Origin of the sequence: Streptomyces sp. E11-3 (genome assembly GCF_046540415.1) — a bacterium.
Lineage (GTDB): Bacteria > Actinomycetota > Actinomycetes > Streptomycetales > Streptomycetaceae > Streptomyces.
On the sequence record NZ_JAZGRL010000002.1, the window covers coordinates 1,402,509 to 1,416,762 of the forward strand.

Annotated in this window: 10 protein-coding genes; 5 read left to right on the forward strand and 5 right to left on the reverse strand. The window is 70.2% G+C overall.

The annotated features are described in order from the left end of the window. Nucleotides 1-9: 9 nt before the first annotated feature. The 4 genes from U9R90_RS25435 to U9R90_RS25450 all read left to right on the forward strand — a co-directional run bounded on the left by U9R90_RS25435 (nt 10) and on the right by U9R90_RS25450 (nt 5,631). Entirely contained in the window at nt 10-804 is a 795-nt protein-coding gene (locus U9R90_RS25435; protein WP_411058995.1) for a DsbA family protein, read from the forward strand. A 91-nt stretch (nt 805-895) separates the two neighbouring features. Then, complete coding sequence (locus U9R90_RS25440; protein ID WP_411058996.1) at nt 896-2,542, forward strand: alkaline phosphatase D family protein; 1,647 nt, start codon at nt 896-898, stop codon at nt 2,540-2,542. 392 nt (nt 2,543-2,934) lie between these two features. After that, on the forward strand, nt 2,935-3,957 hold the full coding sequence (locus U9R90_RS25445) for a zinc metalloprotease (protein WP_411058997.1): 1,023 nt from the start codon (nt 2,935-2,937) through the stop codon (nt 3,955-3,957). A gap of 78 nt (nt 3,958-4,035) precedes the next feature. Next, nucleotides 4,036-5,631: a protein kinase domain-containing protein gene (locus tag U9R90_RS25450; RefSeq protein WP_411058998.1), complete on the forward strand. Its 1,596-nt coding sequence runs from the start codon at nt 4,036-4,038 to the stop codon at nt 5,629-5,631. A gap of 265 nt (nt 5,632-5,896) precedes the next feature. Here the strand turns inward: U9R90_RS25450 and U9R90_RS25455 are convergent, their stop codons facing one another. The 5 genes from U9R90_RS25455 to U9R90_RS25475 all read right to left on the reverse strand — a co-directional run bounded on the left by U9R90_RS25455 (nt 5,897) and on the right by U9R90_RS25475 (nt 10,351). Next, complete coding sequence (locus tag U9R90_RS25455) at nt 5,897-6,928, reverse strand: glycoside hydrolase family 5 protein (RefSeq protein WP_411058999.1); 1,032 nt, start codon at nt 6,926-6,928, stop codon at nt 5,897-5,899. Nucleotides 6,929-7,119: 191 nt separating this feature from the next. Beyond that, nucleotides 7,120-7,578: a GNAT family N-acetyltransferase gene (locus U9R90_RS25460; protein WP_411059000.1), complete on the reverse strand. Its 459-nt coding sequence runs from the start codon at nt 7,576-7,578 to the stop codon at nt 7,120-7,122. Continuing rightward, complete coding sequence (locus U9R90_RS25465; protein WP_411059001.1) at nt 7,575-8,519, reverse strand: RluA family pseudouridine synthase; 945 nt, start codon at nt 8,517-8,519, stop codon at nt 7,575-7,577. The genes U9R90_RS25460 and U9R90_RS25465 overlap by 4 nt, the downstream gene beginning before the upstream one ends. 59 nt (nt 8,520-8,578) lie before the next feature. After that, nucleotides 8,579-9,196, reverse strand: a complete 618-nt coding sequence (lspA, locus tag U9R90_RS25470) for a signal peptidase II (protein ID WP_411059002.1) — start codon at nt 9,194-9,196, stop codon at nt 8,579-8,581. A gap of 96 nt (nt 9,197-9,292) precedes the next feature. Further along, on the reverse strand, nt 9,293-10,351 hold the full coding sequence (locus U9R90_RS25475; RefSeq protein ID WP_411059003.1) for a TraR/DksA family transcriptional regulator: 1,059 nt from the start codon (nt 10,349-10,351) through the stop codon (nt 9,293-9,295). Nucleotides 10,352-10,949: 598 nt separating this feature from the next. Here U9R90_RS25475 and ileS point away from each other — a divergent pair. Next, nucleotides 10,950-14,093 carry an isoleucine--tRNA ligase gene (gene ileS, locus U9R90_RS25480; protein WP_411059004.1) on the forward strand — a complete coding sequence of 1,048 codons (3,144 nt, stop codon included), beginning with the start codon at nt 10,950-10,952 and terminating at the stop codon, nt 14,091-14,093. Nucleotides 14,094-14,254: the final 161 nt, after the last annotated feature.

Genomic DNA, 14,254 nt, shown 5'->3' on the forward strand with positions numbered 1-14,254 from the left:
AACTCCATCATGAGCAAGCGCAACAGCCAGGCGGCGAAGCAGGCGGCACGCGAGCGGCTGCGGATCGAGCGCGAGCGGCAGGCCAAGAAGGACAAGATGCGCCGCCAGCTGATCGTCGCGGCCTCGGTCGTCGGCGTCCTCGCGGTCGCCGGCGGCATCGGCTACGCGATCGTGCAGGCCAACCAGCCCACCTACTGGGACGAGGCCAAGGACAACAAGCTGGTGAAGCCCGCCGGCGCCACCGGCAAGGACGGCACCACCCTCGTCATCGGCGACAAGGACGCCAAGAAGACCCTGGAGCTGTACGAGGACCCGCGCTGCCCGGCCTGCGCCTCCTTCGAGCAGGCGGCGGGCGAACAGCTGGCCAAGGACGTCGAGGACGGCAAGTACAAGGTCCAGTTCATCGGCGCCACCTTCATCGACAACGCCGCCCCGGGCGAGGGCTCGAAGAACGCGCTCAGCGCGCTCGGCGCCGCCCTCGACGTGAGCCCGGAGGCGTTCCTCGACTTCAAGTCCGCGCTGTACTCCAAGGAGAACCACCCCTCGGAGAGCGACGACAAGTTCAAGGACGACGCGTATCTGATCGAGATCGCGAACGAGGTCCCCGACCTCAAGGACAACAAGGCCTTCCAGAAGGACGTCGAGGACGGCACCTTCGACAAGTGGGCGCTGAACATGTCCAAGAAGTTCAGCGACGGCGACGTCGAGGGCACCCCCACCCTGAAGATGGACGGCAAGAAGCTGGAGACCCCGCAGACCCTGGACGAGTACAAGAGCACGCTGGAAGCGGCCCTGAAGAAGTAGCGCACGAGGTGAACTAACGCCGGAACAAGGGCGGGCGAACATTCGAAGGTCGCCCGCCCTACCCCTTTACCGATCAGTAATATGATCGGCCGTGACCAGTAGACTCCAGACAACTCCCAGCCGCCGTACGGTCGTCAAGGCCGCCGCGGCCACCGCGGCCGCCGTCTCGTTCGCGGCCGCCCCACTCGCTCAGGCCGCCGAAGCCGAACAGGGCCAAGCCTTCCTGCACGGCACCGCCTCCGGCGATCCGCTCCCTGACGGCGTCCTGCTGTGGACCCGGATCACCCCCACCCCCGACGCGGTGCCCGGCTCCGGCAAGGGCCAGGACATCCAGGTGGACTGGGAGATAGCCGAGGACAAGGGCTTCACCAAGGTGGTGGCCCGCGGCTCGACCACCGCGAAGGCCGCGTCCGACCACACCGTCAAGGCCGACGTACGGGGGCTGAGCCCGGCGACCGACTACTACTTCCGCTTCCAGGCCGGTGACGTCCACTCGCCGGTCGGCCGCACCCGCACCACCCCGGCGCACGACGCCGCCGCGCCCGGCGTCCGCTTCGGTGTGGTCTCCTGCTCCAACTGGGAGGCCGGCTACTTCTCCGCGTACCGGCATCTGGCGGCCCGCGCCGACCTGGACGCGATCCTGCACCTGGGCGACTACCTCTACGAGTACGAGACCGGCGGCTACCCGGAGCCGGACAAGGTCGTACGCGAGCACGAGCCGCGGCACGAGATCGTCACGCTCGCCGACTACCGCGCCCGGCACGGCCAGTACAAGACCGACCCCGACCTGATGGCGCTGCACGCCCGGCACCCGGTGGTCGCCATCTGGGACGACCACGAGCTGGCCAACGACGCCTGGTCCGGCGGCGCCGAGAACCACACCCCCGAGTCCGAGGGCGCCTGGGCCGAGCGGATGGCCGCCGCCAAGCAGGCCTACTTCGAGTGGATGCCGGTGCGCGCCGCCACCGAGGGCACCGTCTTCCGCCGTATCCGCTACGGCAAGCTGGCCGATATCCACCTCCTGGACCTGCGGTCCTTCCGCTCCGAACAGGCCAAGGTCGGCAGCGGCGACGTGGACTCCCCCGAGCGCACCATCGCGGGCCGCGCCCAACTGGACTGGCTGAAGCAGGGCCTGACCGCCTCCGACGCCCAGTGGAAGCTGGTCGGCACCTCGGTGATGATCTCGCCGCTGGCCTTCGGCTCGCTGCCCTCCTACCTGCTCAAACCCCTCGCCGAGCTGCTCGGGCTGCCCACCGGGGGCCTGGCCGTCAACACCGACCAGTGGGACGGGTACACCGCCGACCGCAAGGAGCTGCTGACCCACCTCAACCGGAACGCCATCAAGGACACCGTGTTCCTGAGCGGCGACATCCACATGGCGTGGGCCAACGACCTGCCGGTGAAGGCCGCGACGTATCCGCTCTCGCGGTCCGCGGCCACGGAGTTCGTGGTCACCTCGGTGACCTCGGACAACCTGGACGAGATCCTGGGCGTCGCCCCGCACACCGTCTCGCTGGCCGCGGTGGCGGCCATCAAGGGGGCCAACCGCCATGTGAAGTGGCTGGACATGGACTCGCACGGCTACGGCGTCCTCGACGTGACGTCCGAGCACGCGCAGATGGACTACTACGTGCTGTCCGACCGGACCGATGCCGGGGCTACCTCGAAGTGGGCGCGCTCGTACCGCACGCGCACCGGGACCCAGCGCATGGAGCGCGTCGACCAGCCGGTGCGCTGACCGACCCTGCCGGTGCGTTGGCCGACCCCGCCAGCGCACTGGCCGACCCTGCTGGCGCACTGACCGACCTCCCGCCAGTGCACTGACCGATCGTCCGGTGGGCTGACCGATCAATTCCAGCCATGATCGCGCCTGTTACGCGCGGATCACGCCACCGGGACGAGTGGTGTCCGTCCGTGGCATCAATGCGGACACACCGCCCGTCCTGGTGGCCCCTTCTGTTTCAGCCATCTTTCAAACACTGGTTGATGCCTGAAATTTTCTCCCCGTTGGCCCGATTCACCTCACGTTTGATTGGGCCTGATCGTTCCTCCCCCACATCTGACATGGCCACGTAATCTCCCGGCGGCGGTGAGGAAATCCCTCCCTGTCCGCTTCCGCGAGGAGTCACCATGCGCCACCTTGCCCGCATATCCCCACGTCTGGGCAGACGCTTCATCGGTACGGCAATCATGGCCGGAACCCTGGCACTTGCCGCCCCGCTCTCCGCCCCCACCGGGTACGCGAGCGCCGCTCCCGCCACCGCCGCCTCCGCCTCCGCCTCCGACGAGTGCGACGACGAGGGTGTCTCCTCCGCCCGTAAGGCCAAGCCCGGCCACGACGGCCACAGCGACCACGCGAACGAGCCCAACGACATCACCGCGGCCAAGGCCAAGGCGATGAACGCCGACCTCAAGGAGAAGCTCGACAAGGCGCGTTCGAGCAACCGAGGGTTCGACGTCTCCGCCGCGGCCACCGTCACGATCCCGGTCTACTTCCACGTGATCCACGACGGCACCAACGGCAAGCTCACCGCGACCGACATCAGCAACCAGATGGCCGTCCTGAACGAGGGCTTCGGCGGCCAGGGCGACGGCAACGCCGACTCGGGCTTCCAGTTCTCGCTGGCGGACACCACCTACACCGACAACGCCTCCTGGTACAACGGCCTCTCGCACGGCTCCACCGCCGAGAGGGAGATGAAGTCCACGCTGCGCCAGGGCGGCCCCGGCGCGCTCAACTTCTACACCGCCAACCTCGGCGACGACCTGCTCGGCTGGGCCACCTTCCCCGACTCGTACGACCGCAGCCCGGAGATGGACGGCGTGGTCGTCCTGGACACCTCGCTGCCCGGCGGCACCGCTGGCAACTACAACGAGGGCGACACGGCCACCCACGAGGTGGGCCACTGGATGGGCCTCTACCACACCTTCCAGGGCGGCTGTAACGGCAAGGGCGACTACGTAGCGGACACCGCCCCCGAGAAGAGCCCCGCGTACCAGTGCCCGGAGGGCCGGGACAGCTGCGCCCGCAAGGCGGGCGTGGACCCGATCCACAACTTCATGGACTACACGTACGACGCCTGCATGTACCAGTTCACCGCGGGCCAGGCCCAGCGGATGCAGGACCACTGGACGGCCTACCGCGCGGGCTGACGCGCGCCTGAGAGCCAAAACCCTCTACCCTGCCTGCAATACGCAGGCAGGGTAGAGGCATACAGGGGGAACGGCTCCGTGAGCGCACCCGGCGAGGTCATCGACGGGCGGTTCGAGCTGCTGCAGCGGCTCGGCAGCGGCGGCATGGGCACGGTGTGGCGGGCCCGCGACACCGTGCTGCACCGCGAGGTGGCCCTGAAGGAGGTCCGGCCCCCGGACCCGGCACTGACCGCCGAGGCACGTGCGCAGCTCGGCGAACGGGTGCTGCGCGAGGCCAGGGCGCTGGCCCGGCTGAGCCATCCGCATGTGGTGACGATCCATCACATCGTCGCGGCGGGCGAGCGGCACGAGCACCCGTGGCTGGTGATGGAGCTGCTGCCCGGGCACACCCTCCAGGACCGGATCGGCCAGGGTCCGCTGCCGCCCGCGGACGCAGCCCGGATCGGCCGCCAGGTGCTGTCCGCGCTACGGGCCGCGCATGCGGCGGGCATCCACCACCGTGACGTCAAGCCCGCGAACATCATGCTCCGCGAGGACGGCTCGGCGGTCCTCACCGACTTCGGCATCGCCGCCCTGCAGGGCGCTACCTCGCTCACCGCGACCGGCGATCTGATCGGCTCGCCCGAGTACATCGCCCCAGAGCGCATCCGCGGCGTCGACACCGACCCGGCCTCCGACCTGTGGTCGCTCGGCGTGGTGCTGTACGTGGCCGTGGAAGGCATCAGCCCGCTGCGCCGCGGCACCACGCTGGCCACCCTCGCGGCGGTCCTGGACGACCCGGTGCCGCCCCCGGTGCGCTCCGGACCGCTCGCGCCCGTACTGAACGCCCTCTTGGTACGGGATCCGGCCGCGCGGCCCGCCGCCGAGCGGCTGGACGCGATGCTGGCGCAGGTCGAGGCGGGCGGACAGCCCGAGTGGGCTCAGCCGACCCAGACCGCCTACGCTCCCCCGCTGCCGCCGCCTCCGCCCCAGGTCGACAGCCCGCGTCCCACCGCCCCCGGCGCCCCGGCGCTCCCGCACACACCGCAGCAGCCGACGGCGCCGCGCCCGTACCCCGAGCCCCGTAGCCGTACCCGTACGCCCGTGATCATCGCGGCGATCGCGGTGGCCGTCGCCGTGGTGGCCGCCGCCGCACTGGTGTTCGCGCTCCGCGACGGCACCGGCGACCAGGCCGGGGGCGACAAGGGCGGCGACCGGACGAGCTCACCCGTACAGCAGCCGACCGAGCCCGTCACACCGACGCCCACCCCGTCCCCGTCGTCGTCCCCGTCCCCATCCTCGTCCTCGAAGCCGACCCGGACACCCACCTCGACACCGACCACCGAACCGCCCCCGCCCGCCGACAAGGTGGCCGACACCTGGGTCGCCCAGCTGGCGTCGGTCGACCAGAGCAAGGGCACCGNCCCGTATCGCCACGTCCCCCGCGGTCCTGCCCCCGGCCGACTACCACCCGGAGCACCCGGCACCGGAGCCCCCGCGCACCGGACTGGGCTGAGGTTCAGCGGAGGGTCAGTCAGGCGGGGCGATCGCGCACTTCTTCTCGGTGAGCGGCCAGGCGGCGCCCGCCGCCCTGGCGCACACCACGCGCGAGTGCGAGGTGCTGTCGGCGGGCCGTACCTCGTTGAGCACGATGCTGTGGCCGCTCCGGTCGGCGTACAGGGGCGCGCCAGTTAAGTCGATGATGCCCGTCGCCGTATTTGTGATCTTGACCGTTCTGAGGTTCACCCAGGTCGCCGCGCGGCTCTGCCGGGCGTCCTTGCGGCTGGCCGCCCGGTGCAGGGCCCGGGTCGCGTCGTGCGCCAGGGCGATCTGACCACCGTGACGGGGAGGCGCACGCCCGCGCGTCCTGGACGGCGCGTGCACGGCCGCGCACAGCGGCGGACCAGGGCGATCGTGGCCCGTAGGTCACCGATCGCCCTGGTCCGTGCAGGAGTGCGAGCTACTGCCTGATCTTGCCGCGGACCCAGACTCCGGCCTGCTTCAGCACCGAGGTGCCGGTCCACTTGGTGTCCCTGTCGCAGGTGCCGGACTTGAAGACGGCGCCGGAGCGGTGGTCGTCGGAGTAGTTCCAGTTGACCCAGGAGATCTTCTTGCTCCGCATCAGGTCGAGGTACCGCTGCGCCATCGTGAAGTCGTTGGCCCCTTCGCCCGCGTAGTTCTGCGTGCCGAACTCCGTGACGAACACCGGCAGTCGGCTGGACGCCCGGTCGAGGGCCGCCAGGTACTCCCCGCGGTGCGAGGCCGCGTAGAAGTGGAAGGTGTACATGACGTTGGCGGCCCGCACCGGGTTGTTGACGACCTCGCGCTCGCTGCCGCCCTCCGAGACGCCGAACGAGGACCAGGCCCGGGTGCCGACGAGCACCACGGCCTTGGGGTCCTCGGCCCTGATCACCGGGATGATCTGCTCGGCGTAGGACTTGATGCGCGACCAGCTGACACCGGAGGGCTCGTTGGCGATCTCGTACAGCACGCCCGGGTTGTTCCGGTACTTGCGGGCCATCTCGCGGAAGAAGGTCTTGGCGCGGGCGGTGTTGTAGTGCGGGTCGCCGGGGCTGAGCATGTGCCAGTCGACGATCGCGTACATGCCGCGGCGGTGCGCCTGGTCGACGAACTTCTGGGCACGGGCGGTGAATCCGGCCGGGTCGGTCTCGTAGCCGCCCTCCTGGACGTACGTCGAGACCCGCAGGACGTCGGCCCGCCAGTCGTAGGCGAGCGCGTCGAGGGACTTCCCGGTGACGCACTGCGGGTACCACTGGGTGCCGTGGGTGCTCATGCCGGTGAGCTGGACGGGGCGCCCGTCCGCGCCGCAGAGCCGGGTTCCGCAGACCCTGAGCCGACCGTGGTACGCGACGGCCGACCGGGCTTCGGTGCTGACGCCCTGGCCGCCGCCGCTCTGGTGGGTCTGACCACCGTGGGCGGGCCCTGCCAGGGCGAGCAGGGCCACCATCAGAAGCCCTATAAGCATGGACATGACAGTACGGTGCTGACGCCTCATCGCTGACTCCGTGGGGGGAGGTGGGGGGATGGACCTGCGTGAAAGTTAGGGTTGTTTCCAGTTAGCGTCAAGACAGACTGGAAACTTTCCTAACTATCCTCGGTCACAGAAAAGCCCCCGCGCAGGTCAGTCGCCTGCGTGAGGGGCCTGAAGAAATACCGGGAGCGTCAGAGAGCCCGGTGCATCGCGCGGTGCGGGATGCCCGCGTCCGTGAACTCCGGGCCGTAGGCCTCGTACCCCAGGCGCTCATAGAAGCCGAGCGCCGATGTCTGGGCGTAGAGCACGACCTCGGCGCAGCCGCGGCGGGCCGCCTCGGTCTCGATGGCCCGCACCAGGGCGATCCCCACGCCGAGCCCGCGCGCGGACTCGAGCACCGCGAGCCGTCCCAGTTTGCCGGTCTCAGGGCCGTACCCCTCGGGGCCGACGAGCAGCCGTCCGGCGCCGAGCGGTCCGTCCTGGCCGACGGCGAGCACATGCGCGGTGCTCTCGTCGGAGTCGTACGCGTCGTACTCGAGATCCTCGGGCACCCGCTGCTCGACGACGAAGACCGCCTTACGGACCGTGAAGCACGCCTCGCGGTCGGCGGGCGAACCGGCGACCCGGACCTCGTACGACGGCCGGGTCACCCGTAGGTCTCCTCGGCGATCGCGTCCAGGGCCTTCTGCAGGTCGGCCGGGTAGCTGCTCGCGAACTCGACCCACTGGCCGTCCGCCGGGTGCTCGAAACCGAGCCGCACGGCGTGCAGCCACTGCCGGGTCAGCCCGAGTCGCTTGGCCAGCGTCGGGTCCGCGCCGTAGGTCAGGTCGCCCACGCACGGGTGCCGGTGGGCGGCCATGTGCACCCGGATCTGGTGGGTGCGGCCGGTCTCCAGCTTCACGTCGAGCAGGGACGCCGCGCGGTAGGCCTCGATCAGGTCGTAGTGCGTGACGGACGGCTTGCCCTCGGCGGTCACGGCCCACTTGTAGTCGTGCTGCGGGTGGCGCCCGATCGGGGCGTCGATGGTGCCGCTCATCGGGTCCGGGTGGCCCTGCACCAGCGTGTGGTACTTCTTCTCGACCACGCGCTCCTTGAACTGCCGCTTGAGCGAGGTGTACGCCCGCTCCGACTTGGCGACCGCCATCAGGCCGGACGTGCCCACGTCGAGGCGGTGCACGATGCCCTGGCGCTCGGCGGCACCCGAGGTCGAGATGCGGTATCCGGCGGCCGCGAGACCACCGATCACCGTGGTGCCACTCCAGCCGGGACTCGGATGCGCGGCGACGCCGACCGGCTTGACGATCACTACGAGATCGTCGTCGTCGTGCACGATCTCCATGCCCTCGACCGGCTCGGCGACGACCTGCACCGGGGGCGCCGCCTGCGGCAGCTCCACCTCAAGCCAAGCCCCGCCGTGCACCCGCTCGGACTTGCCGACCGCCGACCCGTCGACCAGCACCTTCCCCGCCGCTGCCAGCTCGGCGGCCTTCGTACGGGAGAAGCCGAACATGCGGGAGATGGCGGCGTCGACACGCTCGCCCTCCAGGCCGTCGGGCACGGGCAGGGACCGGATCTCGGGAATGGTGCTCACCAGACGAGTATGCCGGACGCGGCGCCCGCTCTCGTACGTCAGTCCCCGCGAACGGTCCGTCAGTCCTTGTGGACGGTGCCGTCCGGGTCGAGACCGCGGAACGAGAGGATCACGATCAGGATGCCGCCGCACACGATCGCCGAGTCCGCCAGGTTGAAGACGGCGAAGCCCTTGGGCGCGATGAAGTCGACCACGGCGCCCTCGAAGACACCGGGAGCCCGGAAGATCCGGTCGGTGAGATTGCCCAGCGCACCGCCGAGCAGCAGGCCGAGCGCGATCGCCCACGGCAGGCTGTAGAGCTTGCGGGCCAGCCGGACGATCACCACGATCACCGCCGCCGCGATCACCGTGAAGATCACGGTGAAGGCCTCGCCGAAACCGAAGGCAGCGCCCGCGTTCCGGATCGCCTCGAACCGCAGCCAGTCGCCGATCACCTCGATCGGCTCGTGGTGCTCCAGCTTGGTGACCACCAGGATCTTGCTGCCCAGGTCCAGCAGGTACGCGAGTAGGGCCACGCCGAGCAGCACGGCGATCCGCCGGTGTCCCTTGGGCGCGGCCGGCTCCGACGGCTCTGACGGCTCCGCCACCTCTGCCACCTCGTCGCCGCTGTGTTCCGGCTCCGCGCCTGCGGCCTCAGGGATGTCCGGCGTACTGATGATGCGCTCCGCCTCTGCCACGTGAGTCCCTCAACCTCGATACCTGACTGAGGATGAGGGTACGACACACACGTACGGTCACCACACACGTACGGTCACCGGGCCTCAGGAGCGTGGTCAGTAGCGCCGCTCCTGCTTCTGCTTGCACTCGACGCACAGGGTCGCGCTCGGGAAGGCCTGGATACGTGCCTTCCCGATCGGCTTGCCGCAGTGCTCGCACAGGCCGTACGTGCCCGCGTCAAGCCGCCCGATGGCCCGCTCGATCTGCTGGAGCATGTCGCGGGCGTTGGCCGCGAGCGCCATCTCGTGCTCGCGCGTGATGTTCTTCGTGCCGGTGTCGGCCTGGTCGTCGCCCGCACCGTCCCCCGAGTCCCGCATCAGCCCGGCCAGGGCCTCCTCGGAGCTCTGGATCTCGGTACGCAGCCGCTCCGCCTCGGCGATCAGCCCGGTACGGGCCTCGGCCACCTCCTCGGGGGTCCAGGGCTCCTCACCCGGGCGTACCGCGAGCTCACCCGGCTCGGCGGCCGCGGCCCGCGCCTTGGGCACGCCACCGGTCTCCTTCTCCGCCGCCGTCGCCGTCCCCGGAGTCTTCTTCGCAACCACCGATTTGGCTCCCGTCTCCTCCGCGGCACCCGCCGCGACCTCGGCCGCGGACGCGACCGCCTTTTTGGCAGCACTCTTCTTGCCTGTACGCGCGCTTGTGCTCTTGTGGGCCGCGGTCTCCGTCTTCTTGCCCGCGGCCTTGGGGGCAGCGGTCTTGGAGGCCGTCTTCTTGGCAGCCGCCTTTTTGGCGGCCGTCTTCTTGGGGGCCGCCTTCTTGGGGGCCGTGGTCTCCTTCGCGGCCGTCTTCCCGGCCGCGGCCTCCTTGTCGGCGGCACCCGTCTTGGCCGCGGCCTTCTTGGCCGCCGCCTCCTTGGACACGGCGGCCTTGGGGGCCGTCTTCTTGGCGGCCTTCTTCGCGGTCGTCTTCTTGGCGGTCGTCTTCTTGGCGGCCGCGGTCTCCTTCGCGGCGCTCTTCACCGCCGCCGCGCTCTTGGTCGGTGCCTTCCTCGTCGCGGCCGTGCTCTTCTTACCGCCCACGTCCTTGGCCGACGCACCAGCGGAACCGGCGGAACCGGCCGAACCGGTGGATCTGGCGGACGCCGAACGCTGTACGGCGGGCTTCTTCGCCACCATGGCCGCGGCCCCTTCACAATTTGTGATCTTGCACGCGAATCGTGCTGGGACGATAAATCGACTTCAAGCTCGCGGCAACGGGGCACGCCGCCCGATTAGCCCGCCCCACAGCTGCCGCACCACGGACCTGCATCCGTTGTGCCCAGCTCCCCGCCCCGTAATCCGCCACGGACCGCACGCGCGAGTCCGTCGAGCCGCGTATGCCCATTCGGGTCAGCCGACGCAGTACCGGCGCAGTACGGCCGGCCCCGCCCCGTACCGGAATAACCAGTCGGCCGACCCGCGCCCGGCCCCGTACACTGGGCGCAGCGAAAGGCATGGATGGGGACGAGTAGCGCCCGTACGCAGCCGAGAGCGACCCGGGGACGGTGTGAGCCCGGGGGCCGGCGCGAGCGTGAAGATCACCCCTGAGCCGCCGGAAGAACGCCGTGGCAGACCGCCCACGGCCAGTAGACCCGGCAGCGCGACCCCAATGAGGGGGCTCACCGGCACACCCGCGCCGGCGGGCCAAGGAGGGTGGTACCGCGGGAGCGCGCCGTACGGCGACCGGCTCTCGTCCCTCCGACGGAAGGCAGCAGCCCGTCGGAGGAATACGCGAATGACGACGCCGCAGTACCGCCAGGTGCCCGCCCAGGTCGACCTGCCCGCCCTCGAGCACGCCGTGCTCGACTTCTGGCGCGAGCAGAAGATCTTCGCCAAGACCCTGGAGCAGTCCGAAGGCCGCCCGGAGTGGGTGTTCTACGAGGGCCCGCCCACCGCCAACGGCATGCCGGGCGCCCACCACATCGAGGCCCGCGTCTTCAAGGACGTCTTCCCGCGCTTCCGCACCATGCGCGGCTACCACGTGGCCCGCAAGGCCGGCTGGGACTGTCACGGCCTGCCGGTCGAGCTCGCCGTGGAGAAGGAGCTCGGCTTCAACGGCAAGAAGGACATCGAGGCGTACGGCATCGCCGAGTTCAACGCCAAGTGCCGTGAGTCGGTGGGCCGCCACACGGACGCCTTCGCCGACCTCACGCGCCGGATGGGCTACTGGACCGACCTCGACGACGCCTACTGGACCATGGAACCGGAGTACATCGACTCCGTCTGGTGGTCCCTGAAGGAGATCTTCAACAAGGGGCTCCTGGTCCAGGACCACCGCGTCGCCCCCTGGTGCCCGCGCTGCGGCACCGGCCTGTCCGACCACGAGCTGGCCCAGGGCTACGAGACGGTCGTCGACCCGTCGGTCTTCGTCCGCTTCCCGCTCACCTCGGGCCCCCTCGCGGGCGAGGCCGCCCTCCTGGTCTGGACGACCACCCCCTGGACGCTGGTCTCCAACACCGCCGTGGCCGCGCACCCCGAGGTCACCTATGTCGTCGCCACCGACGGCACGGAGAAGATCGTCGTCGCCGAACCGCTGGTCGAGAAGGCGCTCGGCGAGGGCTGGGAGACGACCGGGCAGACCTTCACCGGCGCCGAGATGGAGCGCTGGACCTACCAGCGCCCCTTCGAGCTGGTCGACTTCGACAGCGCGGCGCACTTCGTCGTCAACGCCGACTACGTCACCACCGAGGACGGCACCGGACTGGTCCACCAGGCCCCCGCCTTCGGTGAGGACGACCTCAAGGTCTGCCGCGCGTACGGCCTGCCGGTGGTGAACCCGGTCCGCCCCGACGGCACCTTCGCCGACGACGTGCCGATGGTCGGCGGCGAGTTCTTCAAGAAGGCCGACGAGAAGCTGACCGCGGACCTCGACGCGCGCGGCCTGCTCTTCAGGCACACGCCGTACGAGCACAGCTACCCGCACTGCTGGCGCTGCCACACCGCGCTCCTCTACTACGCGCAGCCGTCCTGGTACATCCGCACGACCGCGGTGAAGGACGGCCTCCTGCGGGAGAACGAGAAGACCAACTGGTTCCCGGACAACGTCAAGCACGGCCGATTCGGCGACTGGCTCAACAACAACATCGACTGGGCGCTCTCCCGCAACCGCTACTGGGGCACCCCGCTGCCCATCTGGCGCTGTGAGCAGGACCACCTCACCGTCGTCGGCTCCCGTACCGAGCTCGGCGAGCTGTCCGGCCGCGATCTGTCGGACTTCGATCCGCACCGGCCGTTCATCGACGAGGTGACCTTCGGCTGCCCGCAGTGCGACGCCACCGCGGTCCGCGTGCCCGAGGTCATCGACTGCTGGTACGACGCCGGGTCCATGCCCTTCGCCCAGTGGGGCTACCCGTACAAGAACAAGGACCTCTTCGACAAGCGCTACCCCGCGCAGTTCATCTCCGAGGCCATCGACCAGACCCGCGGCTGGTTCTACACGATGATGGCGATCGGCACGCTCGTCTTCGACAAGTCGTCGTACGAGAACGTCGTCTGCCTGGGCCACATCCTGGCCGAGGACGGCCGCAAGATGTCCAAGCACCTGGGCAACATCCTGCAGCCGATCCCGCTGATGGACCAGCACGGCGCCGACGCGGTCCGCTGGTTCATGGCGGCCGGTGGCTCCCCGTGGGCGGCCCGGCGCGTCGGACACAGCACCATCCAGGAGGTCGTCCGCAAGACCCTGCTGACGTACTGGAACACGGTCGCCTTCCAGGCCCTGTACGCCCGTACGTCGAAGTGGGCGCCGAGCGCGGCCGATCCGGCCCCGGCCGACCGCCCGCTGATCGACCGGTGGGTGCTCAGCGAGCTCAACGCCCTGGTCGAGCAGACCACCGAGGCCCTGGAGTCATACGACACCCAGCGCGCCGGCAAGCTGCTCTCCGGCTTCGTCGACAACCTCTCCAACTGGTACGTACGCCGCTCCCGCCGCCGCTTCTGGCAGGGCGACAAGGCGGCGCTGCGCACCCTGCACGAGGCGGTCGAGACGGTCACCCGGCTGATGGCGCCGCTCACCCCGTTCATCACCGAGCGGGTCTGGCAGGACCTGGTCGTGCCGGTCAGCCCGGACGCACCGGAGTCGGTCCACCTGTCCACCTGGCCGGTGGCCGACCCGTCGCTGATCGACCCGGAGCTCTCCCAGCAGATGGCGCTGGTACGGCGGTTGGTCGAGCTGGGGCGTGCGACGCGCGCCGAGTCGGGCGTGAAGACCCGTCAGCCGCTGTCGCGCGCGCTCGTCGGGGCCAGTGGCTTCGAGACGCTCGGCGCCGAACTGCGGGCACAGATTGCCGAGGAGCTGAACGTCTCCTCGCTGGCCTCGCTCTCCGAAGTGGGCGGCTCGCTGGTGGACACCACGGCCAAGGCCAACTTCCGGGCCCTGGGCAAGCGTTTCGGCAAGGGCGTCCAGGCGGTGGCCAAGGCCGTCGCGGGCGCCGACGCGGCGGCGCTCTCGCTCGCCCTGCGCGAGGGCACGGCGTCGGTCGAGGTCGACGGCGAGACAGTGACGCTGGCCCCCGACGAGGTCATCATCACCGAGACCCCGCGCGAGGGCTGGTCGGTGGCGTCGGACTCCGGTGCCACGGTCGCCCTCGACCTGGAGATCACCGATGAGCTGTGCCGTGCGGGCCTGGCCCGGGACGCGATCCGGCTGATCCAGGAAGCCCGTAAGAACAGCGGTCTGGACGTCGCGGACCGGATCGCGGTGCGCTGGTCGGCCACGTCCGAGGCGACCACGGCCGCGCTCGCCGAGCACGCCGGGCTGATCGCCGACGAGGTGCTCGCCCTGGACTTCGCCACCGGCGAGGGCGACGACCGCTACGGAGAGCCGTTCACGGACGCGTCGCTGGAGCTCACCTTCCGCCTCCGCAAGACCGAGGCGTAGCCCTAGGGGGCGTCTCCCCCTAGCACCTCCTTTCGGTAACGCCGAAGGCCCGCACCACCCGATCAGGTCGATCGGGCCGGTGCGGGCCTTCGGCGTTGTGTACGCGGGCACAGATGCACGCCCCCGCCGGGCCGCGGACGGTAAAAAGGGCCGGGCCCGGA